At 57.9% G+C, this 24,600-nt stretch carries 23 protein-coding genes, 3 tRNA genes and 1 other annotated feature; of the genes, 15 read left to right on the forward strand and 11 right to left on the reverse strand.

Annotated elements, in window-relative coordinates; translation table 11 throughout:
* Positions 1-129: 129 nt before the first annotated feature.
* On the forward strand, positions 130-414 hold the full coding sequence (locus D7S44_RS13355; protein WP_120455582.1) for a DUF1435 domain-containing protein: 285 nt from the start codon (positions 130-132) through the stop codon (positions 412-414).
* A 44-nt stretch (positions 415-458) separates the two neighbouring features.
* Here the strand turns inward: D7S44_RS13355 and D7S44_RS13360 are convergent.
* The 4 genes from D7S44_RS13360 to rsmC all read right to left on the reverse strand — a co-directional run bounded on the left by D7S44_RS13360 (position 459) and on the right by rsmC (position 1,945).
* Positions 459-545 (reverse strand) — tRNA-Leu (locus D7S44_RS13360).
* Positions 546-577: 32 nt separating this feature from the next.
* Positions 578-664: transfer RNA gene (locus tag D7S44_RS13365), tRNA-Leu, on the reverse strand.
* 32 nt (positions 665-696) lie between these two features.
* Positions 697-783: transfer RNA gene (locus D7S44_RS13370), tRNA-Leu, on the reverse strand.
* Positions 784-913: 130 nt separating this feature from the next.
* On the reverse strand, positions 914-1,945 hold the full coding sequence (rsmC, locus tag D7S44_RS13375; protein ID WP_120455584.1) for a 16S rRNA (guanine(1207)-N(2))-methyltransferase RsmC: 1,032 nt from the start codon (positions 1,943-1,945) through the stop codon (positions 914-916).
* Positions 1,946-2,052: 107 nt separating this feature from the next.
* On the opposite strand from rsmC, the gene D7S44_RS13380 reads away from it, so the two are divergent.
* From D7S44_RS13380 to yjjG, 3 genes are read left to right on the forward strand one after another with little or no spacing between them, the layout of a single operon-like run.
* Positions 2,053-2,463 (forward strand): DNA polymerase III subunit psi, encoded by a 411-nt coding sequence (locus D7S44_RS13380; protein ID WP_120455586.1) that lies wholly within the window; start codon positions 2,053-2,055, stop codon positions 2,461-2,463.
* Positions 2,435-2,875 (forward strand): ribosomal protein S18-alanine N-acetyltransferase, encoded by a 441-nt coding sequence (rimI, locus tag D7S44_RS13385; RefSeq protein WP_120455588.1) that lies wholly within the window; start codon positions 2,435-2,437, stop codon positions 2,873-2,875. The genes D7S44_RS13380 and rimI overlap by 29 nt, the downstream gene beginning before the upstream one ends.
* Before the next feature lie 16 nt (positions 2,876-2,891).
* Complete coding sequence (gene yjjG / locus D7S44_RS13390) at positions 2,892-3,572, forward strand: pyrimidine 5'-nucleotidase (protein WP_120455589.1); 681 nt, start codon at positions 2,892-2,894, stop codon at positions 3,570-3,572.
* Between the two features lie 287 nt (positions 3,573-3,859).
* Here yjjG and D7S44_RS13395 read toward each other — a convergent pair whose 3' ends face one another.
* On the reverse strand, positions 3,860-4,519 hold the full coding sequence (locus D7S44_RS13395; protein ID WP_120455591.1) for a YtjB family periplasmic protein: 660 nt from the start codon (positions 4,517-4,519) through the stop codon (positions 3,860-3,862).
* A gap of 108 nt (positions 4,520-4,627) precedes the next feature.
* Between D7S44_RS13395 and serB the strand changes: the two genes are divergently transcribed.
* The 3 genes from serB to nadR are packed head-to-tail and all read left to right on the forward strand — an operon-like array spanning position 4,628 to position 8,284.
* A complete protein-coding gene (serB, locus tag D7S44_RS13400; protein ID WP_120455593.1) occupies positions 4,628-5,605 on the forward strand; it encodes a phosphoserine phosphatase in 978 nt (325 codons plus the stop codon).
* A gap of 10 nt (positions 5,606-5,615) precedes the next feature.
* Complete coding sequence (gene radA, locus D7S44_RS13405) at positions 5,616-6,998, forward strand: DNA repair protein RadA (RefSeq protein WP_120455595.1); 1,383 nt, start codon at positions 5,616-5,618, stop codon at positions 6,996-6,998.
* A gap of 50 nt (positions 6,999-7,048) precedes the next feature.
* Positions 7,049-8,284: a multifunctional transcriptional regulator/nicotinamide-nucleotide adenylyltransferase/ribosylnicotinamide kinase NadR gene (gene nadR, locus D7S44_RS13410; protein WP_120455597.1), complete on the forward strand. Its 1,236-nt coding sequence runs from the start codon at positions 7,049-7,051 to the stop codon at positions 8,282-8,284.
* An 84-nt stretch (positions 8,285-8,368) separates the two neighbouring features.
* On the opposite strand, the gene D7S44_RS13415 is transcribed toward nadR, so the two are convergent.
* From D7S44_RS13415 to deoR, 3 genes are all read right to left on the reverse strand, one after another.
* Positions 8,369-9,424 carry an acyltransferase family protein gene (locus tag D7S44_RS13415; RefSeq protein ID WP_120455598.1) on the reverse strand — a complete coding sequence of 352 codons (1,056 nt, stop codon included), beginning with the start codon at positions 9,422-9,424 and terminating at the stop codon, positions 8,369-8,371.
* A 399-nt stretch (positions 9,425-9,823) separates the two neighbouring features.
* A complete protein-coding gene (gene ettA / locus D7S44_RS13420) occupies positions 9,824-11,491 on the reverse strand; it encodes an energy-dependent translational throttle protein EttA (RefSeq protein ID WP_120455600.1) in 1,668 nt (555 codons plus the stop codon).
* A 133-nt stretch (positions 11,492-11,624) separates the two neighbouring features.
* A complete protein-coding gene (gene deoR / locus D7S44_RS13425; protein WP_120455602.1) occupies positions 11,625-12,398 on the reverse strand; it encodes a DNA-binding transcriptional repressor DeoR in 774 nt (257 codons plus the stop codon).
* A 303-nt stretch (positions 12,399-12,701) separates the two neighbouring features.
* Between deoR and D7S44_RS13430 the strand changes: the two genes are divergently transcribed.
* The 3 genes from D7S44_RS13430 (at position 12,702) to trpR (ending at position 16,781) form a co-directional block, all read left to right on the forward strand.
* Positions 12,702-14,294 (forward strand): methyl-accepting chemotaxis protein, encoded by a 1,593-nt coding sequence (locus D7S44_RS13430; RefSeq protein WP_120455604.1) that lies wholly within the window; start codon positions 12,702-12,704, stop codon positions 14,292-14,294.
* A gap of 123 nt (positions 14,295-14,417) precedes the next feature.
* The gene (gene sltY, locus D7S44_RS13435) at positions 14,418-16,388 is read left to right on the forward strand and encodes a murein transglycosylase (RefSeq protein ID WP_179256433.1); all 1,971 of its coding nucleotides are present in this window, start codon (positions 14,418-14,420) and stop codon (positions 16,386-16,388) included.
* 45 nt (positions 16,389-16,433) lie between these two features.
* Positions 16,434-16,781: a trp operon repressor gene (trpR, locus tag D7S44_RS13440; protein WP_120455606.1), complete on the forward strand. Its 348-nt coding sequence runs from the start codon at positions 16,434-16,436 to the stop codon at positions 16,779-16,781.
* On the opposite strand, the gene yjjX is transcribed toward trpR, so the two are convergent.
* The gene (yjjX, locus tag D7S44_RS13445; protein WP_120455608.1) at positions 16,756-17,274 is read right to left on the reverse strand and encodes an inosine/xanthosine triphosphatase; all 519 of its coding nucleotides are present in this window, start codon (positions 17,272-17,274) and stop codon (positions 16,756-16,758) included. The genes trpR and yjjX overlap by 26 nt on opposite strands.
* Before the next feature lie 51 nt (positions 17,275-17,325).
* Here yjjX and gpmB point away from each other — a divergent pair, with 51 nt between their 5' ends.
* Positions 17,326-17,973 carry a 2,3-diphosphoglycerate-dependent phosphoglycerate mutase GpmB gene (gpmB, locus tag D7S44_RS13450; RefSeq protein WP_120455610.1) on the forward strand — a complete coding sequence of 216 codons (648 nt, stop codon included), beginning with the start codon at positions 17,326-17,328 and terminating at the stop codon, positions 17,971-17,973.
* 31 nt (positions 17,974-18,004) lie between these two features.
* Here gpmB and robA read toward each other — a convergent pair whose 3' ends face one another.
* A complete protein-coding gene (gene robA, locus D7S44_RS13455; RefSeq protein ID WP_120455612.1) occupies positions 18,005-18,883 on the reverse strand; it encodes an MDR efflux pump AcrAB transcriptional activator RobA in 879 nt (292 codons plus the stop codon).
* A gap of 193 nt (positions 18,884-19,076) precedes the next feature.
* On the opposite strand from robA, the gene creA reads away from it, so the two are divergent.
* Positions 19,077-19,553 carry a protein CreA gene (gene creA / locus D7S44_RS13460; RefSeq protein ID WP_120455614.1) on the forward strand — a complete coding sequence of 159 codons (477 nt, stop codon included), beginning with the start codon at positions 19,077-19,079 and terminating at the stop codon, positions 19,551-19,553.
* Between the two features lie 212 nt (positions 19,554-19,765).
* On the opposite strand, the gene arcA is transcribed toward creA, so the two are convergent.
* Positions 19,766-20,482: a two-component system response regulator ArcA gene (gene arcA / locus D7S44_RS13465; RefSeq protein WP_120455616.1), complete on the reverse strand. Its 717-nt coding sequence runs from the start codon at positions 20,480-20,482 to the stop codon at positions 19,766-19,768.
* A 609-nt stretch (positions 20,483-21,091) separates the two neighbouring features.
* Between arcA and D7S44_RS13470 the strand changes: the two genes are divergently transcribed.
* The 3 genes from D7S44_RS13470 to thrA all read left to right on the forward strand — a co-directional run bounded on the left by D7S44_RS13470 (position 21,092) and on the right by thrA (position 24,598).
* Positions 21,092-21,787: a tRNA/rRNA methyltransferase gene (locus tag D7S44_RS13470; RefSeq protein ID WP_120455618.1), complete on the forward strand. Its 696-nt coding sequence runs from the start codon at positions 21,092-21,094 to the stop codon at positions 21,785-21,787.
* Between the two features lie 195 nt (positions 21,788-21,982).
* On the forward strand, positions 21,983-22,054 hold the full coding sequence (thrL, locus tag D7S44_RS24110) for a thr operon leader peptide (protein WP_120455900.1): 72 nt from the start codon (positions 21,983-21,985) through the stop codon (positions 22,052-22,054).
* Positions 21,993-22,110: a sequence feature (Thr leader region), on the forward strand. (Overlaps the previous gene by 62 nt.)
* A gap of 25 nt (positions 22,111-22,135) precedes the next feature.
* Positions 22,136-24,598 (forward strand): bifunctional aspartate kinase/homoserine dehydrogenase I, encoded by a 2,463-nt coding sequence (gene thrA / locus D7S44_RS13480; protein ID WP_120455620.1) that lies wholly within the window; start codon positions 22,136-22,138, stop codon positions 24,596-24,598.
* Positions 24,599-24,600 lie beyond the last annotated feature (2 nt).

Genomic DNA, 24,600 nt, shown 5'->3' on the forward strand with positions numbered 1-24,600 from the left:
GTTATCGGCCGCAATCTAGCATTTTCCAACTGGTCTGTCATCTTCGGCCAGAGGGCGAAAAAAACAGGCTGCAAGATAAGAATTATTACATTATGATAATGGTAATTATTATCATCTGAGGTCAGCGCGATGTTAATGGCAGTGTTCGCCGCCTGCGGCTTGTGGGGAGTTAGCTGGATGATGGGGAAGAGACTCGACAGCGCCTGGGGCGTGCTGTTGCCCTGCGCGGCGATGCCATGCTTTGCTCTCTGGGAGCCGAGCTTTAGCCAGTGGCGTATTGTGATGATCGTGGCGCTGCTGCTGACGGTGGTTATGCTGTTTCATAGTCGGCTGCGTCACTATCTGCTGCTGCCTTCGTGCCTGGCGTTAGCGGGCGGACTCGCGGCTGTCGCAGTGAATTTTCATGGGGTTTGAAAAGAAGAGGCAAAACAGGGAGGTGAAGCAGAGAAGGACAACTCTGGTGCGAAGAGAGGGACTTGAACCCTCACGTCCGTTAAGACACTAACACCTGAAGCTAGCGCGTCTACCAATTCCGCCACCTTCGCATTTGAGTCATCTTGTTTTCATATCGCCGCATTGGTGCGAAGAGAGGGACTTGAACCCTCACGTCCGTTAAGACACTAACACCTGAAGCTAGCGCGTCTACCAATTCCGCCACCTTCGCGCAGTGCGATGCGAGATGAAAATCGTGGTTGTTGGTGCGAAGAGAGGGACTTGAACCCTCACGTCCGTTAAGACACTAACACCTGAAGCTAGCGCGTCTACCAATTCCGCCACCTTCGCGTACCAGCAATACATGACAGTATTGCAACCACGGAGGCGCATTCTAGAGATTTTACACCCGGCGTCAACAGATATTTCGCGACGGCGAATCGACTGCTGTAAAAAGCAACGTTTTCACCGTCGCCTCTCTTTAGCGCGCTCGGGCGCCGCGGCCGTAAACGGCGCGGTAGACCTTAAAGCGACCGTTTTGCGCCAGCACTTCATGGCTGCCGAAGGTCTCATCCAGCACCTGCGGGTAGGGCAGGAAGGCGTTGGCAACAATACGCAGTTCGCCGCCGGTGTTGAGGTGCTTCACCGCGCCGCGGATCAGGGTCTGCGCCGCATCCAGGCTGGTCTCGCGTCCTTCGTGGAACGGCGGGTTAGAGAGGATCAGATCGAAGCGGCCGGTCACGTCGGAGAAGACGTTGCTGGGGAAAACGTCACCCTCGAAGCCGTTGATCGCCAGCGTCGCCTTGCTTGATTCAATCGCCGCAGCGTGCACGTCGCACAGGGTCAGGCGCACCTTCGGCGAATGGTTCGCCAGCACCGCTGAGAGCACGCCCGCGCCGCAGCCGATATCCAGCACCTTGCCTTTGGTGTGCGGCTTCAGGGTAGTGAGCAGCAGCGCGCTGCCGATATCGAGGTCGTCGCGGCTAAAGACGCCAGGCAGCGTGCAGATGGTCAGCGGATCGAGATCGTAGCTGTCGCGGAAGCTCTCGGCGTCAAACGTCGGCTGGCTTTCCAGACGACCGTGATAGAATCCGCAGCGGCGCGCGCTGTCGATTTTTTCCAGCGTCGCCCACTCCTCAACCATGCCTTCGGCGCTGCGCACGCCGCTGCGGTTTTCGCCCACGACGAAAATGTCGCAGCCCAGCGGCAGCAGCGATAACAGGTTCATCAGCTGGAACAGCGCTTCTGGCTTGTTTTTCGGCCAGTAGTAGACCAGCGTGTCGCAGCCTTCAACGTCTTCCTGCGTTGCCACCAGACCGTAACGCGCCCGTTCGCCCAGCAGGCGACTCAGGTTTTGCCAGTGATGATACTGCTGGGTATGCACGCGCGACGAGGCGGTCTCCAGCTGAGCGGGCAGGTCATCCTGCATATCGCCAGCGAACAAGACATGGCGGGCGGTAAATTCATCACTGTGGCGCAGTATGACTTCGCTGGCCGGGGTAAAAGCAGACATGAAAGGCTCCTGTTAGATCAGAGCGGCGATTATAGTGGTTTGTTGGCGCATGTTCGATGGGTTTGCTAGCATAGCGTCGCATTCCGGCAGCACATCAAGGGTAAAACATGACGTCCAGGCGCGACTGGCTGTTACAGCAAATGGGAATTACGCAGTATCAACTGCGACGCCCGCGCGTGCTTCAGGGCGAAATCGCGGTACGGCTGACGCCTGGCACCAGGCTGATTATCGTCGCCGACGTCGTACCCAGCCTCCACGAGCCGCTGGTGCGCGACGTTTTGCACGCGCTCGGCCTGCAGCCCGCTCAGGTGATGACGCTGACGCCCGATCAGCTGCAGATGCTGCCCGAATCGCTCGACTGCGCGGGCTGGCTGATCGGCATCGACGGGCCGCATCCCTTTAGCGGCGTCGCGCTCCGCTCAGCCTCTTTAAATGAACTCTCCAGCAGCGGCGCGGCGAAACGCGCGCTCTGGCAACAGATGTGTAACCATGACAGCGATCTCTTTCCTCACCCCTGAGGACAACGCCCAGGCTTTTGCTATTGAGTGCCGCAGCCACGCTTTTCCGTGGCGCGAACAGACTTTCGCCAGCAATCAGGGCGAGCGTTTTCTTAACTATCGCCTCGATGTCGATGGCGTTATGGCTGCCTTTGCCATCACTCAGGTGGTGCTGGATGAGGCGTCGCTGTTCAATATCGCCGTCGATCCCGCTTTCCAGCGCCGCGGCTACGGTCGCCAGCTGCTGCAGCATCTTATCGCCGAGCTGGAGAAGCGCGAGGTGATGACGCTGTGGCTGGAAGTGCGCGCCTCTAACCATCCTGCTATCGCCCTGTACGAGCAGCTCGACTTTCATCAGGTGAGCCGCCGTCCCAACTACTATCCCACCGCCAGCGGACGTGAAGACGCCATTATTATGGCGCTGACGCTGTAGGCTTTAAGGAGCTGTAATGTTAAAAGACTGGGATTGCATCCTGTTTGATGCCGATGACACCCTTTTCCATTTTGACGCCTTTGCCGGTTTGCAGCGTCTCTTCGCCGGTTACGACGTTCAGTTCACCGATCAGGATTACGCCGACTACCAGGCGATCAACAAGCCGCTGTGGGTCGATTACCAGAACGGCGCGATCTCCGCGCTGCAGCTGCAGACGCGTCGCTTTAACGGCTGGGCGGAAAAGCTGAGCGTGGCGCCTGATGTGCTCAACAGCGGCTTTCTGAGCGCCATGTCGGAGATCTGTATGCCGCTGGAGGGCGCGGTCAGCCTGATGCACGCGCTGCACAATAAGGTGCCAATGGGCATTATCACCAACGGCTTTACCGCGCTGCAGCAGGCGCGTCTTGAGCGCACCGGTTTTCACGACTACTTCTCAGCGCTGGTGATCTCTGAACAGGTTGGGGTGCCCAAGCCGGACGCCGCTATTTTCGACTACGCGCTGGAGAAGATGGGCAACCCGGATCGCAGCCGCGTGCTGATGGTAGGCGATACGCCGGAGTCAGATATTCTCGGCGGTATGAATGCCGGCGTGAAAACCTGCTGGATCGATCACGGCACGCGCCCGCTGCCTGCGCATATCCATCCGACCTGGACGGTGACGTCGCTGGGCGAACTGAAGGCGCTGCTGCTCGCCTGAGTATCTATTCATAAATCGATCAGCTTTATCGCTAAGAAGCCCGTATAACGGGCTTTTTTTCATTCAGAATCGATTCATGATAAGCGAGAGTCGGTATGGACGGGCAAAGCAGTGGCGGGATATCGCCTTCATGAACTTACCAACGCAAATGTGCGATTGCATCTTGAAAGCATACTATTTGACCGCATGTAGGTTGCACCAGGCGGTAAATAGCGTGACGGGAGAGGCGAAGCGGGCGTTTCCGTCTACAGAAAGCATTCCGCAGGCGTAGGGCGCATCTTACTTACTTAAGGCGCAGGATCTTTTTTCTCGCCCTCGTCGTCGCGATCCTCTTTAACCGGCGTGCTGGCGGTCAACAGAAACGGCGACTGTTGCCAGCGGGTGCGGCGATCGCGCAGCAGGGTACGGGTCAGAATAATGCCGATCGCCAGCGCCAGCAGCATCATCAGACGCAGAATATTGGTGGTGTTGTCGACCTGACGCGATTCGGTAACCAGCACGTGGGTATCCAGCGTGACGCGCAGAAAGCCGAGCGGGCCGTCGCTGTTGCCGAGCGGCTCCACCAGCTGGTGATTGAAGTAGCTGCCAGCGCGCTTGCCATCGAGCGCCAGGCGGTCGCGGACGTTGATGTTTTCGCCGCTGTGCGCCACCAGGCTGCCGTCGTCGGCATAGACAGAGGCGTCGAGAATACGGCTGTTGGTGGTCATCTGGTTGAGGATGGCTTCGATCTGACCGCGGTTATCGTCGCTGTTGTCCATCAGCGGCGACAGGCTAAAGGCGACCTGCTTCGTCAGGGTCTGCGCCAGCTCTTCGACCTGCTCGGAACGCGCCATCTGATGGCCGAGGCTGAACCATGAGGCGCCCTGCATCAGGACGACCAACAGCGCCAGCGAGATCAGCACAATCACCGTGCGATGTAAGCGAAATTTCAGTGCCCTTTTAGCCATCAATAACCTGTGTCACGTCACAACAGAAACCAGGAGATTATGTTGCCAGAAGCGGCGCAGACAAGGTAGCCTCTTGCGTGGTTTTGTTGTCCCCCTACAGGAGCTCTGATGCCGAACCGTCTTACCTGGTGCGATTTGCCCGCCGAACTCTCCGAATGGCCGGGTTTACCTCTTTCCCTTAGCGGCGATGAAGTGATGCCGCTGGACTACCGTGCCGGTCGGACCGGCTGGCTGCTGTATGGTCGCGAACTGAATAAACAGCAGCTCACCGACTATCAGCACCAGTTAGGCGCGGCGATGGTGATCGTCAGCGCCTGGCGCGTCGATGAGTATCAGGTGGTGCGACTGGCGGGCTCCCTGACGCCGCGCGCCACGAAGCTGGCGCATGACAACGGCCTCGACGTCGCGCCGCTCGGCAAGATCCCGCATCTGAAAACGCCAGGCCTGCTGGTAATGGATATGGACTCCACCGCGATTCAGATCGAGTGCATCGACGAGATCGCCAAACTGGCGGGCAGCGGCGAGCTGGTGGCGGAAGTGACCGAACGCGCGATGCGCGGCGAACTGGACTTCGCCGCCAGCCTGCGCCAGCGCGTAGCGACGCTGAAAGGCGCCGACGCCAATATCCTGAAGCAGGTGCGCGACGCGCTGCCGCTGATGCCTGGCCTGACCGAGCTGGTGCAGAAGCTGCAGGCGCTGGGATGGCAGGTCGCCATCGCCTCCGGCGGTTTTACCTATTTTGCGGAATACCTGCGCGACACGCTGCATCTGGCGCACGTCGCCGCCAATGAACTGGAGATGCGCGACGGCAAGCTGACCGGCGAGGTGCTGGGACAGATTGTCGATGCGCAATACAAAGCCGACACCCTGAAGAAACTGGCGCAGCGTTTTGATATCGCGCCGGAGCAAACCGTCGCTATCGGCGACGGCGCCAACGACCTGCCGATGATAAAGGCCGCGGCGCTGGGTATCGCTTATCATGCTAAACCAAAAGTGAATGAGCAGACGCAAGTGACTATCCGTCACGCCGATCTGATGGGCGTATTTTGCATCCTCAGCGGCAGCCTGATTCACGAAGAGCGTTAGAGGTACTGATTTGGCCAAAGCGGCAAAACGCGCCTTCGTTTGTAACGAATGCGGCGCAGATTATCCGCGCTGGCAGGGGCAATGCAGCGCCTGTCACGCCTGGAACACCATCACCGAAGTGCGCGTTGCAGCGTCGCCAGCGGCGGCGCGCAACGAGCGCCTGAGCGGCTACGCCGGCAGCGCGGGCGTCAGCCGGGTGCAGAAGCTGTCGGAAATCAGCCTGGAGGCGCTGCCGCGCTTCTCTACCGGCTTTAAAGAGTTCGACCGCGTGCTGGGCGGCGGCGTGGTGCCGGGCAGCGCCATCCTGATCGGCGGCAGCCCCGGTGCGGGGAAATCGACGCTGCTGCTGCAGGTAATGTGTCGTCTGGCGCAGGAGATGAAAACGCTCTATGTGACCGGTGAAGAGTCGCTGCAGCAGGTAGCAATGCGCGCGCATCGTCTCGGTCTGCCGAGCGAAAATCTCAATATGCTGTCGGAAACCAGCATCGAGCAGATCTGCCAGATCGCCGAGCAAGAGCAGCCGAAGCTGATGGTGATCGACTCCATTCAGGTCATGCATATGGCGGATATTCAGTCGTCGCCAGGCAGCGTGGCGCAGGTGCGCGAAACCGCCGCCTATCTGACGCGCTTCGCGAAAACACGCGGCGTGGCGATAGTCATGGTCGGCCACGTCACCAAAGATGGCTCGCTGGCGGGCCCGAAAGTGCTGGAGCACTGTATCGACTGTTCGGTACTGCTGGACGGCGACGCCGACTCGCGCTTCCGCACGCTGCGCAGCCATAAAAACCGCTTTGGCGCGGTCAATGAACTGGGCGTTTTCGCCATGACCGAGCAGGGGATGCGTGAAGTCAGCAACCCTTCGGCGATCTTTCTGTCGCGCGGCGACGAGATTACCTCCGGCAGCTCCGTAATGGTGGTGTGGGAAGGCACGCGCCCGCTGCTGGTCGAGATCCAGGCGCTGGTGGATCACTCGATGATGGGCAATCCGCGCCGCGTCGCGGTGGGGCTGGAGCAGAACCGTCTGGCGATTCTGCTGGCGGTGCTGCACCGTCACGGCGGCCTGCAGATGGCCGATCAGGATGTCTTCGTTAACGTGGTTGGCGGCGTAAAGGTGACCGAGACCAGCGCCGATCTGGCGCTGCTGCTGGCGATGGTGTCGAGCCTGCGCGACCGACCGCTGCCGCAGGATCTGGTCATCTTCGGCGAAGTGGGGCTGGCGGGCGAGATCCGTCCGGTGCCGAGCGGCCAGGAGCGCATCTCCGAAGCGGCCAAACACGGCTTTAAGCGCGCCATCGTTCCGGCCGGCAACGCGCCGAAGAAAACTATCGACGGCATGAAAGTTTACAGCGCGAAAAAACTGGCGGACGCGCTGGCGATACTGGATGAGCTTTAAAGACTGAGCGGGTACACTCGCAGGCAACTTCAATCCACGCAGGAGGCAGCATGACGTCGTTCGACTATCTGAAAACCGCCATTCGCCAGCAGGGGCATACCCTGCAGCAGGTGGCCGACGCCAGCGGGATGACCAAGGGCTATCTGAGCCAGCTGCTCAACGCCAAAATCAAAAGTCCGAGCGCGCAAAAACTGGAAGCGCTGCATCGCTTTTTGGGTCTGGAGTTTCCGCGCCGCGATAAAACCGTCGGCGTGGTGTTCGGCAAGTTTTATCCGCTGCATACCGGCCATATTTACCTGATCCAGCGCGCCTGCAGCCAGGTCGACGAGCTGCATATCATTATGGGGCACGACGAGCCGCGCGATCGCGAGCTGTTCGAGAACAGCGCCATGTCGCAGCAGCCGACCGTCAGCGATCGGCTGCGCTGGCTGCTGCAGACCTTCAAGTACCAGAAGAACATCCGGATTCACTCTTTCAATGAAGAGGGCATCGAGCCTTATCCACACGGCTGGGACGTCTGGAGCAAGGGCGTAAAAGCCTTTCTCAGCGATCAGGGCGTCGCGCCCGACTGCATCTACACCAGCGAAACCGCGGACGCGGAGATGTATCAGCAGCACCTGGGCGTGCGCACCGTGCTGGTCGATCCGGCGCGATCCTTTATGAATATCAGCGGTGCGCAGATCCGTCAGGATCCCTTTCGCTACTGGGAATATATTCCGACCGAGGTTAAGCCCTTTTTCGTGCGCACCGTCGCCGTGCTCGGCGGCGAATCAAGCGGCAAGTCCACGCTGGTCAACAAGCTGGCAAATATCTTCAACACCACCAGCGCCTGGGAGTACGGCCGCGACTACGTCTTCTCGCACCTGGGCGGCGACGAGATGGCGCTGCAATATTCCGACTACGACAAGATCGCTCTCGGCCAGGCGCAGTACATCGACTTCGCGGTGAAGTACGCCAATAAAGTCGCCTTTATCGATACTGATTTCATCACTACGCAGGCGTTCTGCCTGAAGTATGAAGGGCGCGAGCATCCCTTTGTGCAGGCACTGATCGACGAATACCGTTTCGACCTGGTGATCCTGCTGGAGAATAACGTGCCCTGGGTGGCGGACGGCCTGCGCAGCCTGGGCAGCTCAGTGGATCGCCGCGAGTTTCAGTCGATGCTGGTGACGATGCTGCGCGAGAATAACGTCTCGTTCGTGCATGTGCGCGAGGATGATTACGACACGCGCTTCCTGCGCTGTATTGAGCTGGTGAAAGAGATGATGGACGGCAAAACGACATAACCCTTCGTCTGCTGTCCATCAGTAGCGTCGTCCGCGCCTGACAGTCGGCCTTGCTCAGGCGCAGTGATTAACTGCGCCTGAGCTTTACGCCTGCCGTACCGGCTGACGCTTGCCTTTCAGCATGTTACGCACCGCCGGTTCGGCATATTTTGTGATAGCCAAAGCGATAAAATAGAGCGCGACGGCAATAATAACCGGCATCAGCAGCATTAGCGTCTCGCTCTTAATATACCTGTTCGTCTTAATAAGCGTCGCCACCAGCAGATTCTCGTGGATTAAGTAGAAGGCGTAACTGACGAAGCCAACGGCCGTAAAAAAGCGGAGCGAAAGAAAGCGCTCTATCTGCTTTGAGTAAAAGCTTGCGATAAAAAACAGCATAACGATGAGCAGCGGCACAAGGCTAATGACGCCGCTATTTTTTACGTAGTAACTGAAGTTAATCAGCAGCGCCAGTACCACCAGCGCATAATGATAGCCCTTGTCGCGCTCATGAAATCTTTCGTAAACCAGGCAGCCCACCATAAACCAGGCGTAATGAATAAAGCCGAATTTAGACACAACATCAATTAACAGTGGATGTCCCAGCGATTTTAATACCGATGAGGCTGACAGCAGCAGCATTGGTACGATAAGCGCAGGCAGGCAATATTTTCTCCCGGCGGTAAAGTAAACCACCCCGATAATCAGATAAAACATTGCCTCCACATACAGCGACCAGAAAGAACCTGCCATTGAATGGAGTTCCACACCGCTAATCTGCGTCAGGGTCTCTGGGTTAAAGAATAACAGCCCCGGCAGAAGGTTCTTTGCGTAGGGCGTCATCGCTGACCATTCGGGAAAAAAGCCGTCCGTAAAATAAAGTAGCACGCTAACAGTTAGCATTGCAGGGAACAGGCGCAGCCAGCGTTTTTTCAGGAAGCTAATGTAGCTCTCTGACTTATCCAGCGACATAAATATAACAAAGCCCGAGATCATGAAAAAAAGCTGTACGCCCACCCAGCCAAAAGAAAACAGGGGAATATGCTGCGTCGCCTGGACAAAAGGTAATAAATCGGGCCAGCGAGCGTAGGCGTGGTAGCCCATGACCAGCAGGATGGCTAAGCCGCGCATCCCGTCCAGATGCGTAATACGTGCGCGCATAATTCCCTCAGTAATCGTGGTCTTAAATGTAAACGCGAATTTACATTAACGAAAAACTGTGATCAATCAGACGAATTCTTAATAACAAATATAAGAAACTAAAGTTATTTATCTCAATCAGGAAAGTAAGAGCGCTATTTTTCGCTTTTATAATGCTGGAAATTCTGGCGGGAAATTAAATATTATTATTGATATACAGGCGATTATCGAAAAACTGGAAAGCAAGGTTCCATAAATTTTAAGTCCACTATTTGGCAGGGGGCGAACATTTTATTCTTATATTAACGAACGCTAATTATAAATAACGGAATAATCTTAACTTAAGAGGGTTGCACAGGCTAAGAAAAAGGGCTCATGCATGAGCATGAACCCTTTTTACAGCAGCAGGCGGCCTGATGCTTACTTGGTAATACGCTTGTACTTGATACGTTTTGGCTCCAGCGCATCCGCGCCGAGCGTGCGTTTCTTGTACTCTTCGTATTCGCTGAAGTTGCCTTCGAAGAACTCCACCTTGCCCTCATCCTGATAGTCGAGGATATGGGTGGCGATACGGTCGAGGAACCAGCGGTCGTGCGAGATCACCATGGCGCAGCCCGGGAACTCAAGCAGGGCGTTTTCCAGCGCGCGCAGGGTTTCTACGTCCAGGTCGTTGGTTGGTTCGTCAAGCAGTAACAGGTTGCCGCCGACCTGCAGCAGCTTCGCCAGATGCAGACGACCGCGCTCGCCGCCGGAGAGTTCGCCGACGCGTTTGCCCTGATCGGTGCCTTTGAAGTTAAAGCGGCCGACATAGGCGCGGCTCGGCATTTCGAAGCTGCCGATGCGCATAATATCGAGACCGCCGGAAACCTCTTCCCAGACGGTTTTGCTGTTATCCATCGAGTCGCGGAACTGATCGACCGACGCCAGCTTCACGGTTTCGCCCAGCTCGATGCTGCCGGAATCAGGCTGTTCCTGACCGGTCATCATGCGGAACAGGGTCGATTTACCTGCGCCGTTAGGGCCGATAATCCCGACGATAGCGCCTTTCGGCACGGAGAAGGAGAGATCGTCGATCAGCACGCGGTCGCCGTAGGATTTGGTCAGGTTTTTCACCTCAACCACTTTATCGCCCAGACGCGGACCTGGCGGAATAAAGAGTTCGCTGGTCTCGTTACGTTTCTGATATTCGGTGCTGTTCAGCTCTTCAAAACGGGCCAGACGCGCTTTGCCTTTAGACTGACGGCCTTTAGCGCCCTGACGCACCCACTCCAGCTCTTTCTCGATCGACTTACGACGCGCAGCTTCGGCAGAAGCTTCCTGTGCCAGACGCTGATCTTTTTGCTCCAGCCAGGAGGAGTAGTTGCCTTCCCACGGAATGCCTTCACCGCGGTCCAGCTCAAGGATCCAGCCCGCTACGTTGTCGAGGAAGTAACGGTCGTGGGTAATTGCCACAACGGTGCCTTCAAACTCGTGCAGGAAGCGCTCCAGCCAGGCCACAGACTCGGCGTCCAGGTGGTTGGTCGGTTCGTCCAGCAGCAGCATATCCGGCTTTTCCAGCAGCAGGCGGCACATCGCCACGCGACGACGTTCGCCCCCGGAGAGGTTGCCGATTTTGGCATCCCAGTCCGGCAGACGCATCGCATCGGCGGCGCGCTCCAGCTGAGTTTCCAGGTTATGGCCGTCGTGCGCCTGGATAACCTCTTCGAGACGACCCTGTTCGGCCGCCAGCTTGTCGAAATCGGCGTCCGGCTCGGCGTAGAGCGCGTAAACCTCATCCAGACGCTTCAGCGCGCCGACCACTTCGGAGACGGCTTCTTCAATAGATTCGCGTACTGTCTGTTCCGGGTTGAGCTGCGGCTCCTGCGGCAGATAACCCACTTTGATGCCCGGCTGCGGACGCGCTTCCCCTTCGATATCTTTGTCGATGCCCGCCATGATACGCAGCAGCGTTGATTTACCCGCGCCGTTCAGGCCAAGCACGCCGATTTTCGCGCCCGGGAAAAAGCTGAGGGAGATGTTCTTCAGAATATGACGCTTCGGCGGTACCACTTTACCGACGCGATGCATGCTATAGACGAATTGAGCCACGTTGTAATGAGCCTCTGATTCTGGTGGGTGAATTAGTGACGAAGTTTAGCCTTTTTGACTGGTTAATCCCAGCCGCGCGCCGGGATTATTCCGGGCGCGCCAGCTTGTTACGCGTAAAGAGAAAAAGGCGAGCTCAGGCTGAATCGGGCAGACGCAGCGGCAGCGGCTGCTGCGCCAGCCACTCCGCCAGCGCTTTGTCCGGCGCGCTGTCGCTCACCAGCAGGTCGAAGCGGTGCAGCTCGCCGATGCGAGCGGGCAGCACCTTGCCGAATTTGCTGCTGTCCGCCACCAGGATTCGCTGACGCGCGCGCAGCATCGCATGGTGCTTCATCGCCAGCTCGTTGAGGTTGTAACAGGTCGCGCCCTGATCTTTGTCGATGCCCGCCGCCGAGATAAACGCCAGCGACGGGCAAAGATCGTCAAGGATCGTGTGCGCCCCGATCGGCGTGAACAGGGCGTTATCGACGTGAAACTCGCCGCCGCTCAGAATAACGTTGCAGGCCGGTTTCTCTTTTAAGGCCAGAAAGGTATTCATGGCGCAGCAGACAGCGGTGAAGGGCAGATCGTCAGGCAGGGCGTCAATGATATAGGGAATGGTGGTACCGCAGTCGAAAAAGACCGTATCGTTCTCGCCAATCAGGCTGGCGGCAGTCTGCGCCAGACGCTGCTTTTTCGCCGCGTTCTGGCCATGCTGGTCAGAGACAAAATAGTGCCCGACATGATTTTTCGGATCGCTGACGATGTAGCCGCCCAGCAGCACCACGGCCGATGCCGGTTCGCTCAGATCGCGTCGAATGGTCATCTCTGAGACGCCCAGCAGCTGCGCAGCATCTTTCAGATGTAGCTTGTCGGTACGTTTTAACGCCAGGGTCAGTTTCTGGATGCGTTCGTCGCGCCGGGTTTCCATAGACGTCTCTGTTGTGGTTGATGGCCGAAAGGGATGCGATGCAGGCGATCGGGCCGCTTCGCCGATAAACAGCGATAATTCTCGCAATTTTAATAAGTTGCGTGTTTAGTCTACTAAGCGATCAATCTTACCTGTAATAAGATCGCCTCGCAAACGCCGCCGTGCTCGCTCCCGCTTCGGGCTACTGTCATAAAAGTGTCATGTAAAACATTGGTTTATAGCGTAAAGCCTGCGCCCGCCGGGACGATAACCAGGGGGGATGCCGTCCGGCGTCTCACTTAATTATCTGCGGGTATCGGCTTTATGAAGCTTAATCATTTCAAAATCGGTCAGCGACTGGGATTTCTCGCCACGCTGTTGTTGCTCGCCACCCTGCTGATGGGGCTGCGCGCCCTGCAGATCAACCTGCAGGCGTTGCATAATAATGAGGCGATAATGGCGCGTGAGATGCTCATCGCCGAGAGTATCGATACGGCGCGCAGCGCCCAGGTTCAGTTCAAAATTCAGGTCCAGGAGTGGAAAAACACGCTGCTGCGCGGGACGCAGGGCGAGGAAGTCTTCAATAAATATAAAAACGCCTTTCTGCAAGAGAGCCGCCAGACCCAGACGCTGCTTACCAGGCTGAGCCACATCCAGGCGGCGCTTGGCATCGACGGCGCCAGCGTCGCGAAGACGCGCGAGGTGCATGCCGGGCTGGAACAGCGCTATCTGAGCGCGCTCAGCGACTATAACGTTCAGGACGTCAACAGTGCAGGACGTGTCGATAAGCTGGTCACCGGCATCGACCGTGCGCCGACGCAGATGATCGATGGACTGGTTAACGACACGCTGCAGCGCGCACAGGTGATGCATAAAGAGATTGAGAGCGATAACCTGGCGCACTATCACCAGACCCGGCTGCTGCTGCTGGCGGTTATGCTCTGCATTTTGCTGACGGGCGGCCTGGTGACGCTGTGGCTGATCAAAAGCATTACGCGACCGTTAAATCAGGCGATCGACATTGCCAAAACCGTGGCGTCGGGCGATCTGCGCGCCCATATCGAGGTGTCGGGCCGTGACGAAACTGCGCAGCTGATGACGGCGCTGCGCGATATGAACCATAGCCTGACGCGGATTGTGACCGGCGTGCGTACCGGCACCGACGCTATCGCGCAGACCACCGAACAGGTCGCGCACGGCAGCCGCGAACTTTCATCGCGCAATGAGGCGCAGGCGAGCGCACTGGAGCAGACGGCGGCATCAATGGAGCAGCTTACCTCCGTGGTGAAAAACAACGCCGGCAATGCACAGCACGCCAGCGATATCGCCCGTGAGGCGCGGCAGCGCGCCGGGGAGGGCGGCGAAGTGGTGGAAAAAGTGGTGGTAGCGATGGATGAGATCCATCAGTTCTCACGCGAAATCAACGAAATCGTCAGCGTTATCGACGGCATCGCCTTCCAGACCAATATCCTGGCGCTCAACGCGGCGGTAGAAGCGGCGCGCGCCGGTAATGACGGTCGCGGCTTTGCGGTGGTGGCCTCGGAAGTGCGCGCGCTGGCGCAGCGTTCGGCCTCGGCGGCGCGTGATATCCGCACCCTGACCGATCGCTCCGTCAGCCTGATCTCGCAGGGCAATGCGCTGGTGAAAGGCGCTGGCGTCTCTATTCAGGAGATTATCGCCAGCGTCAAAGCGCTGGCCGCGCTGATGGAGGATATCTCGTCAGCCAGCGCCGAACAGAGCACCGGCATCGAGCAGGTCAACCTCGCCGTTACGCATATGGATGCCGCCACGCAGCAGAACGCCACGCTGTCGCAACAGTCGGCACAGGCGGCGCGCGCGCTCAATCAGCAGGTCGGCGCGCTCATGGAGAACGTAAGCCTGTTCCAGCTTAACCTCAGCGAAACGCCGGTCGCTTAAGCGATGGCTCCCGCGTCCAGCGGGAGCCAGCACCATCCTTACGACGCCTCTTTAGCCTGCATTGCGCTTCGCGCTGCGTAAATTTTGTGAAGAACATGGCAAGAGCCGGTTCCCCTGGTTAGCATGAAGAATGCCTGGCACGCAGCCGGAGAGCAGCAACATGAGGAGATTTTCGTGGAGAAGTGGCGTAACTGGATGATAGGGATCTGTCTGGCCGGAGCGGCCAGCAGCGCGTGGGCAGACTCGCTGGATCAGCAGCGACAGCGTTATCAGGAGATCAAACAGGCGTGGGACAGCAACCAGATGGCGACGGTGGAGCAGTTGCTGCCGACGCTGCAGGATTATCCTTTATACCCTTATTTGCAGTACCGCCTGCTGGCACAGGACCTCGACCAGGAAACGCCGCTCGCCGTTAAAAACTTTATTCAGCAATACCCGACGCTGCCACCGGCGCGCTCGCTGAAAACCCGCTTCGTCAACGTGCTGGCGCACCGCCAGGACTGGCAGGGCATTCTGAGCTTTAGCCCGGAAGCGCCAGGCCCGGTACAGGCGCGCTGCAACTGGCTCTACGCCAAATGGGCGACGGGCGCGCAGCAGCAGGCGTTTGAGGGCGCGAAGGAGATCTGGCTGCGCGGCACCTCCTTGCCCAACGATTGCGATCGTCTCTTCTCCGTCTGGCAATCTTCCGGCCAGATGTCGCCGATTACCGTACTGGAGCGCATACGCCTGGCGATGAAGGCGGGCAACGACAGCCTGGTGAGCTTCCTGGCAAAAACCCTGCCGGAGGATTACCAGACCATCGCTAACGGCGTGCTTGCTCTGCAGAACGATCCGCAGACGGTGGTGACGTTCGCGCAGTCCGTCGGCCCGACCGATTTTACCCGCCAGGCGACGATTTACGCCTTTACCCGCGTCGCGCGCGCCGATATGGAGAACGCGCGCAGCATGATCCCGCTGCTGGTGCGCGGGCAGAAGATGGAGGCAGACGACGAGCAGGCGCTGAAAGAGATTGTGGTCTGGCGCATGATGGGCTCCGATTTAACCTCGGAGCAGGCGCGCTGGCGTGATGCGGTGATCATGAACAGCCAGTCGACGTCGCTGGTTGAACGGCGCGTGCGTCTGGCACTGTCGCAAAACGATCGCCGCGGCCTGAATACCTGGATCGCGCGACTGCCACTCGAGGCGAAAGAGAAAGATGAGTGGCAATACTGGCAGGCCGATCTGCTCTACGCTCAGGGGCGTAAAGAGGAGGCCGACGAGATCCTGCATAAACTGATGCAGGCGCGCGGCTTCTATCCCATGGTGGCGGCGCAGCGGCTGGGCGTGAAATATCCGATGCAGATCGACGAAGCGCCGAAGCCGGACAGCGCGACGGTGCAGGGACCGGAGCTGGCGCGCGTGCGTGAGCTGATGTTCTGGGGGCTGGATAACCTGGCGCGCAGCGAGTGGGCCAATCTGATCGCCAGCAAGAGCCGCACGCAGCAGCAGATGCTGGCGCGCTACGCCAACGAGCAGGACTGGTGGGATCTCAGCGTGCAGGCGACGATTACGGCGAAGATGTGGGACAGCCTGAAAGAGCGCTTCCCGCTGGCGTGGGAGAGCTTCTATAAGAGCAACACTCGCGACAAAGGCATTGCGCCGAGCTACGCCATGGCGATCTCGCGCCAGGAGAGCGCCTGGAATCCGAAAGCGCGTTCCCCGGTCGGTGCCAGCGGTCTGATGCAGGTGATGCCGGCGACGGCGGCGCATACCGTGAAGATGTACAATATTCCCGGCTATATGAACAGCAATCAGCTGCTGGATCCGCAGACCAATATCCAGATAGGCACGCAATATCTGGAGTATGTCTATCAGCAGTTCGGGCAGAACCGCATTTTCGCCTCCGCGGCTTACAATGCGGGACCGGGACGCGTGCGCAGCTGGCAGAACGTCAGCGCGGGTAATCTCGATGCGGTCGCCTTTATCGAAACCATTCCCTTCTCAGAAACGCGCGGCTACGTGAAGAACGTGCTGGCCTACGACGCCTACTATCGCCATTTTATGGGCGAGCCGGATAAGGTGCTGTCGGACAGCGAGTGGAACCGCCGCTACTAGCGTGTTATGCTTCCGTACTCGCTAGTGAGTACGGAAGCCTGTTTTATGACGCAATCTCCCGCCCGGTCGGCGCAACATTCCCTTTCTGAAGATAACTGGCGGCGTTTTATCGCGCTGATGCAGCAGGCTTACGCCGATGACGTGGCGTTGCCTTTGCTGCAGCTGATGCTGACGGCCGATGAGCGCGAAGCGCTCGGTACACGCCTGCGCATCGTGGAAGAGTTAATGAACGGCACCATGAGCCAGCGAGAGCTGAAAAATGAACTGGGCGTCGGTATCGCGACGATCACGCGCGGCTCGAACAGTCTGAAAGAGGCGCCGCCTGAACTGCGGCGCTGGCTGGAGGCGCATCTGGGACGCGCCGGGATCAACGCAGATAAAGCGGATGAGTAAAAGGGCAGAGCGCCAGGATTAACGCCTGGTGATAAACGCTGGAGCGCGTCAGCAGGCCCTGCGTAAAGGCACCGATGGCGCCGCCTTTGTGTTTGATATTTTCCACGCCGGTCAGCCGCGCCATCTCATCGCCCAGCTCGCGCCCGGCGCGTAAGCCGGTCAGCACCACCTGCGGCAGCGTAAAGCTGGCGGAGCGCGACTCGCCGCGCCGTTCGGCATTTTCCACCACCATCCAGGCGAAAGCGCACTCCTCTTCAATCCCGGCCTCAATCGCCACCCAGAAATCAGCCTCTGGTTCTGCCAGGCGCGCATTGGCGACGCGCTGACGTGCGCCGGTTCGCGTTTCCGCATCGCTCAGGGGCTGCGCCGCGACGCCGCTATCGACCTCGACCCCGCGAATATGGCAGGATCCTTCGCCGAAAACGTCGTTGAACGCCTGAGAGATTGCGCGAATTTTTGCCGGATTGATGGTGGCTGCGATAACCTGGTACATAATCTATTGAACCCTTTAGGCAAATTTGTCGCAGTATAACGGAAACTCAGCATGCTACAGGTCTATCTTGTTCGTCACGGTGAAACGGTATGGAATGCGGAGCGCCGCATTCAGGGACAATCCGACAGTCCGCTGACGGAGAAAGGAGAGCAACAGGCCCATCAGGTGGGCGAGCGCGTTAAACATCTTGGCATTACCCATGTTATCGCCAGCGATCTGGGGCGCACGCAGCGCACCGCCGAGATCATCGCCGACGCCTGCGGCTGCGCGGTGACGCTGGAGCCGCGCCTGCGCGAGCTGAATATGGGCGTGCTGGAGAAGCGTCCGCTGGACGGGTTAACCGAAGAAGAGGAGCGCTGGCGCCGCACGCTGGTGGACGGCACCGAAAATGGCCGTATTCCGCAGGGCGAATCGATGGCGGAGATGGCGGCGCGCATGCACGAGGCGCTGAACGCCTGTCTGGCGCTCCCTGCTGGCAGCCGACCGCTGCTGGTGAGCCACGGTATGGCGCTTGGCGTGCTGATCAGCACTATCCTCGGCCTGCCGGCCCATGCGGAGCGTCGTCTGCGCCTGCGCAACTGCTCAATCTCGCGCGTCGATCATCAGCACAGCGCCTGGCTGGCGGAAGGCTGGGTGGTAGAGACGGCGGGTGATATATCGCATCTTGACGCGCCTGCGCTGGATGAGCTGCAGCGCTAAAGAAAAAGCCGTCGTGGCGACGGCTTAATGGTCAGTTCGCCTGCTGATGGCGAATCGGGATCAGGTATTCGCAGCGGATCTCTTTTGGTGGCTCGCTGCGCTTCTTGCCGCCGTGGGTAATGAAGCGTTCGATATCCTGACCCTGACGACGCGTCAGGCCGAGCGTCGGCATACAGGTGCCGTAGAGCAGCAGGATAAAGTCCTGTAGCTCGTTGCGCGGGCCGTTATAGGTGAACTGCACATAGTCGCCCGCTTCCAGCAGCACGCTCTGGCCGGAGTGCAGGTTAACCGCCTGGTCGGACGGCACGGCGGTGGTGTAGAGGATCTCCTGCTCGTCATCCTTCTCCTGGCTGGCGCGTACCTGATGCAGGCCATACAGCACCGGCGGAATGGTGTCGGTTTCCAGTAAAAACTGCTTCCAGAAATGGATACGCATTTCGTCGCGATAGCGTGAGATCTGCTCCAGAGTGCAGTTATAGCTTTGCGTTTGCCCCACCAGCACGGTTTCTGGCAGCGTGACGAAGGTCGACTCCGGCATGCTGTTGTCGTCGAGACGAATCGGCGGGCGAATGCCGAATGAATTCCATTCCGATGAACGGCGATACCACGCGGGCGTCTGGTTAAACTGCTTTTTAAAGGCGCGGGTAAAGGTTTGTTGTGAATCGAAACGGTATTGCAGAGCGATGTCCAGGATCGGGCGGCTGGTCAGGCGTAGCGCCACGGCCGCTTTAGACAGGCGACGGGCACGGATATAGGCACCGATTGCATGGCCTGTTACGTCTTTGAACATCCTCTGTAAATGCCATTTAGAATAACCCGCCTTCAGGGCAACATTGTCCAGTGAAAGGGGCTGATCCAAATGGCTCTCCAGCCAGACAAGCAAATCGCGAATGATACCGGCTTGGTCCATAAAACATCCTCATACTCTCTGGGTGCGACTAACGCAGTCGCCGAATAATAGCACTAATTGCACATCTGGCGTGGGCAGTTTTGTTGGGAGATTGTGCCATGTCAATGTGGGATAAAACCGGTTCTGGTTTGGTCAACGCGGACAATTGCCAGTACATTACATGCTCGTCTATTAGGTTTGCAATGGTAACGCTATGACAATATCTCGCTTTTTCGCTGCTTCATTCGCTACGCTGCTGCTGGCGTCCCCGGTTCTGGCCGAAGAGATCGGCTCGGTAGATACGGTGTTCAAGATGTTTGGCCCCGATCATAAGATCGTGGTGGAGGCGTTCGACGATCCCGACGTAAAAAATGTAACCTGTTATATCAGCCGGGCAAAAACCGGCGGAATCAAAGGCGGCTTAGGACTGGCAGAGGATACCGCCGATGCGGCGATCTCCTGTCAGCAGGTGGGGCCGGTGGAGCTGAGCGACGCTATTGCTAACGGTAAGGCGCAGGGCGAAGTGGTGTTCAAGAAACGCACCTCGCTGGTGTTCAAAAAGCTGCAGGTGGTGCGCTTCTTCGATCAAAAACGCCATGCGCTGATCTACCTGAGCTATTCCGACAGGGTCGTTGAGGGGTCGCCGAAAAACGCGCTGAGCGCAGTGCCGATTATGCCGTGGCGGGAATAAAAAACGCCCGTAAGGGCGTTTAATTCCGAGCCTGCGTGAGACAGCTCGAGAAGCAACGCAGCGCGTCGGCCCGTTCAGGGGCGCACCTCAGGGATGAGGTGCGTAGCCGCGCGGACCAAACCGGCATGGATGCCGCTTTTTGCGTCTTTGCGATCGGGCCGTCTCACCCGCATTAGCGCGGTGTTCAACCAGCCCTGACTTCCGTTAAGGAATTACTCTTCCAGGTCGCCGCAGAAGCGGTAGCCTTCGCCGTGAATGGTGGCGATGATCTCCGGCGTATCCGGCGTGGACTCAAAGTGTTTACGAATACGGCGAATAGTGACGTCGACGGTGCGATCGTGTGGCTTCAGCTCGCGGCCGGTCATCTTCTTCAGCAGATCGGCGCGGGTCTGGATTTTGCCAGGGTTCTCGCAGAAGTGCAGCATGGCGCGGAATTCGCTACGCGGCAGCTTATACTGTTCGCCGTTAGGGCTGATCAGCGAGCGGCTGTTGATGTCCAGCTCCCAGCCGTTGAACTTGTAGCTTTCTACCTGACGGCGCTCTTCATTCGGCATCGCCAGATTCATGGTGCGCGACAGCAGGTTACGTGCGCGAATGGTCAGCTCACGCGGGTTAAACGGTTTGGTGATGTAATCATCCGCGCCGATCTCCAGACCCAGGATCTTGTCCACTTCATTATCACGACCGGTCAGGAACATTAGCGCCACGTTTGCCTGCTCGCGCAGTTCGCGCGCCAGCAACAGGCCGTTTTTACCGGGCAGATTGATATCCATGATCACCAGGTTGACGTCGTTTTCGGTGAGCACCTGGTGCATTTCAGCGCCGTCGGTTGCCTCATACACGACATAACCTTCCGCCTCGAAAATGCTTTTGAGGGTATTACGCGTGACCAGTTCGTCTTCAACGATAAGAATGTGTGGGGTCTGCATGTTTCGCTACCTAAAATTTGCCAACAAATCGAAAACAGGGCGTACGCGGGTATTCAGGCTCGCTAAAAAGCGCGTTATGTGGCGCTTAACCGTTGTACGAAATTATGTTCTTGATAAACCATCTATCAACGTCAACAACAGTGTTAGCTCAGCCAGTCAGAATGAATATTGCCTGCCCCAGGAGAGAATCTTTTGGCGCATATCCTAACCGCATTAACAGCAACCTAACAGCACCGACAACAACCGATAAGCATAAAAACAACGCTTCGTTGACTTATATCAAATGCAATTGTAGCACGTTAACACTTATGTGAAAAACTTCTCTTGTAATGCAAGCTTAGCTCACAAAAAATATCAATTTCGCTACATATTTACGCGATGTATACGTAAAACAAAATTGTAGTTACGCTTTTTCTATTAGCCTGTTTAAAAAGCTATTTCGCCTGTTAATTTGATTTATTGCCCGTTCGTAACGCAATAGGGTTCTGCAGGGTTTTTTATTAAATTTTAACATACTTAACAAATTATTTTCTCAGCCTGCTGCATTCCGGCTTTAACAGCGGCGCGTGCTACTATACGGCGCGATTTCTAAACACAAATGGAATAATCATGCGTTTCCCCCTTATTCTGGTTTCGCCCGCCCGGGCGGAAAATATTGGCGCAGCGGCGCGTGCGATGAAAACAATGGGCTTCAGCGAACTGCGCATCGTCGCCAGCGACGCCTGGCAGGATCCCGCCGCGCGGCGAGTCGCGCACGGCGCCGGGGATATCCTGGATAACCTGCGCACCTTCGACAGCCTGAACGACGCGCTGGCCGATATCGACTTCTCCGTAGCCACGACGGCGCGCAGCCGCGCGAAGTTCCGCTACTACGCCACGCCGCAGCAGGTTGAGGCGCAGCTGCTGGAGAAGCGTCAGTGGGTAAACAGCATGGCGCTGGTCTTTGGCCGGGAAGATAGCGGGCTGACTAACGAAGAGCTGGATCAGGTCGATCTGCTGACCGGCATCCCCATGGCGCAGGATTATCCCTCGCTTAACCTCGGTCAGGCAGTGATGGTTTATTGCTATCAGCTCTCCGCGCTTAATCGCGTGGCGCCGCCTGCCGCGCCGCAGGCCGACGCGCAGCAGCTGGACGCGCTGCGTCAACGCTTTGAACGCCTGTTGCAGACGCTGGAGGTCAGTGACGATCGCAAGATGGCTGACTGGATCGATCAGCGTATCGGCCTGCTGGAGCAGCGCGACAGCGCAATGCTGCACCGACTGCTGCATGATGTAGAAAAAAAACTTATAGATAAATCTTCCTGAAAAATCGCCTTTCGTAGCGGCTGATCGTAAAAAGCGCGTGGCGAGCAAACGATTCTGCAAGCGTTTTTGCCGACAGCGCGCAGCAGTGCGCAGCGGCGATAAAATGTCCGCCGGACAAATTCATTGACTTGACCGGCGCTTTGCTTTACTTCTGGAAGGCAGACAGACTTTAAAAGACAGACAGAAAAAATCTCAATGCGTAACTCAACCAGCCTGAACACCATCATTATTACCACCACCATTACCACAGGTAACGGTGCGGGCTGACGCATACAGGAAAATCAAAAATAAGCCCGCACCTCAACAGTGCGGGCTTTTTTTTCGGCATAAATTCAGGAGAGTTTTAATATGCGAGTGCTGAAATTCGGTGGGACCTCGGTAGCGAATGCGGAACGTTTTCTTCGCGTCGCTGACATTCTGGAAAGTAATGCGCAGCAGGGACAGGTTGCCACCGTACTCTCTGCACCTGCAAAGATCACCAACCATCTGGTGGCAATGATTGAAAAGACCATCAGCGGTCAGGATGCGTTGCCAAACATCACCGACGCCGAGCGCATTTTCGACGAGCTGCTGCAGGGGCTGGCGGCGGCGCAGCCGGGTTTCGACTATGACGGACAGAAAACCCGCGTCGATCTGGAGTTCGCCCAGCTAAAACAGGTGCTGCACGGCATCAGCCTGCTGGGGCAGTGTCCTGACAGCGTCAATGCCGCCATTATCTGCCGCGGCGAAAAGCTCTCTATTGCTATTATGGAGGCACTGCTGCTGGCGCGCGGACACGGCGTCACGGTCATCGATCCGGTAGAAAAGCTGCTGGCCGTCGGCCACTATCTTGAATCCACCGTTGATATTGCCGAATCGACTCGCCGCATCGCCGCCAGTCAGATCCCGCCGCAAAATATGATCCTGATGGCCGGCTTTACCGCAGGCAACGAAAAGGGCGAGCTGGTGGTGCTGGGGCGCAACGGTTCTGACTACTCCGCCGCGGTGCTGGCCGCCTGTCTGCGCGCCGACTGCTGCGAAATCTGGACCGATGTAGACGGCGTTTATACCTGCGATCCGCGTCAGGTGCCCGACGCGCGCCTGCTGAAGTCGATGTCTTATCAGGAGGCGATGGAGCTCTCCTATTTCGGCGCGAAAGTGCTGCATCCGCGCACCATTGCGCCTATCGCGCAGTTCCAGATCCCGTGCCTGATCAAAAATACCGCCAACCCGCAGGCGCCCGGCACCCTGATTGGCGGCGAAGGCGACCAGGACGAAAACCCGGTGAAGGGCATCACCAACCTGAACAACATGGCGATGTTCAACGTCTCCGGGCCGGGCATGAAGGGCATGGTGGGGATGGCGGCGCGCGTTTTCGCCGCGATGTCGCGCACCGGCATTTCGGTGGTGCTGATTACGCAATCCTCCTCTGAGTACAGCATCAGCTTCTGCGTGCCGCAGAACGAGCAGGCGCGGGCGCGTCGCGTGCTGGAAGAGGAGTTCTATCTGGAGCTGAAAGACGGGCTGCTCGATCCGCTGGGCGTGATGGAACAGCTGGCGGTGATCTCCGTGGTCGGCGATGGTATGCGCACGCTGCGCGGCATCTCCGCCAAATTTTTCTCCGCGCTGGCGCGCGCCAATATCAATATCGTCGCCATCGCGCAGGGCTCGTCAGAGCGTTCTATCTCGGTCGTGGTCAGCAACGATGACGCCACGACCGGCGTGCGCGTGGTGCATCAGATGCTGTTCGCCACCGATCAGGTGATTGAAGTCTTTGTGGTCGGCGTCGGCGGCGTCGGCGGGGCGCTGCTGGATCAGCTTTATCGCCAGCAGGCGTGGCTGAAACAGAAGCATATCGATCTGCGCGTCTGCGGCATCGCCAATTCGCGCGCGCTGCTGACCAACGTGCACGGCATCGACCTGAGCGACTGGAAGGGCGCGCTGAGCGAGGCCAAAGAGCCGTTTAACCTTGATCGCCTCAATCGACTGGTAAAAGAATACCATCTGCTGAACCCGGTGATTGTCGACTGCACCTCCAGCCAGGCGGTGGCCGATCAGTACGCCGATTTCCTCGCGGACGGTTTTCACGTCGTGACGCCGAACAAAAAGGCCAACACCTCGTCATGGAACTACTACCAGCAGATGCGCGCCGCCGCCGCGAAATCGCGTCGCAAATTCCTCTACGACACCAACGTCGGCGCGGGCCTGCCGGTCATTGAAAACCTGCAGAATCTGTTAAACGCCGGTGACGAGCTGATCAAATTCACCGGTATTCTTTCCGGCTCGCTCTCTTTTATTTTCGGCAAGCTGGATGAAGGCGTTTCGCTCTCGGAAGCGACGAAGATGGCGCGCGAGATGGGCTTTACCGAGCCCGATCCGCGCGACGATCTCTCCGGCATGGATGTGGCGCGCAAGCTGCTGATCCTGGCGCGTGAAGCAGGCCATAAGCTGGAGCTAAGCGATATCGAGATTGAGCCGCTGCTGCCCGCCAGCCTGAATGAGATCGCTGACGTCGAAGAGTTTATGCAGCGTCTGCCGGAGCTGGATAACGCCTTCGCCGCGCGCGTCGTCAAAGCGCGTGATGAAGGAAAAGTGTTACGCTTCGTCGGCGCGATTGAAGAGGGCGGCGTCTGCAAAGTGAAGATCGACGCGGTCGACAGCAACGATCCGCTCTATAAAGTGAAAAGCGGCGAGAACGCCCTGGCGTTCTACAGCCGTTATTATCAGCCGATTCCGCTGGTGCTGCGCGGATACGGCGCGGGAAATGATGTGACGGCGGCGGGCGTATTCGCCGATCTGCTGCGCACACTGTCGTGGAAGTTGGGAGTTTGATG

The organism is Pantoea piersonii (assembly GCF_003612015.1).
GTDB lineage: Bacteria > Pseudomonadota > Gammaproteobacteria > Enterobacterales > Enterobacteriaceae > Pantoea > Pantoea piersonii.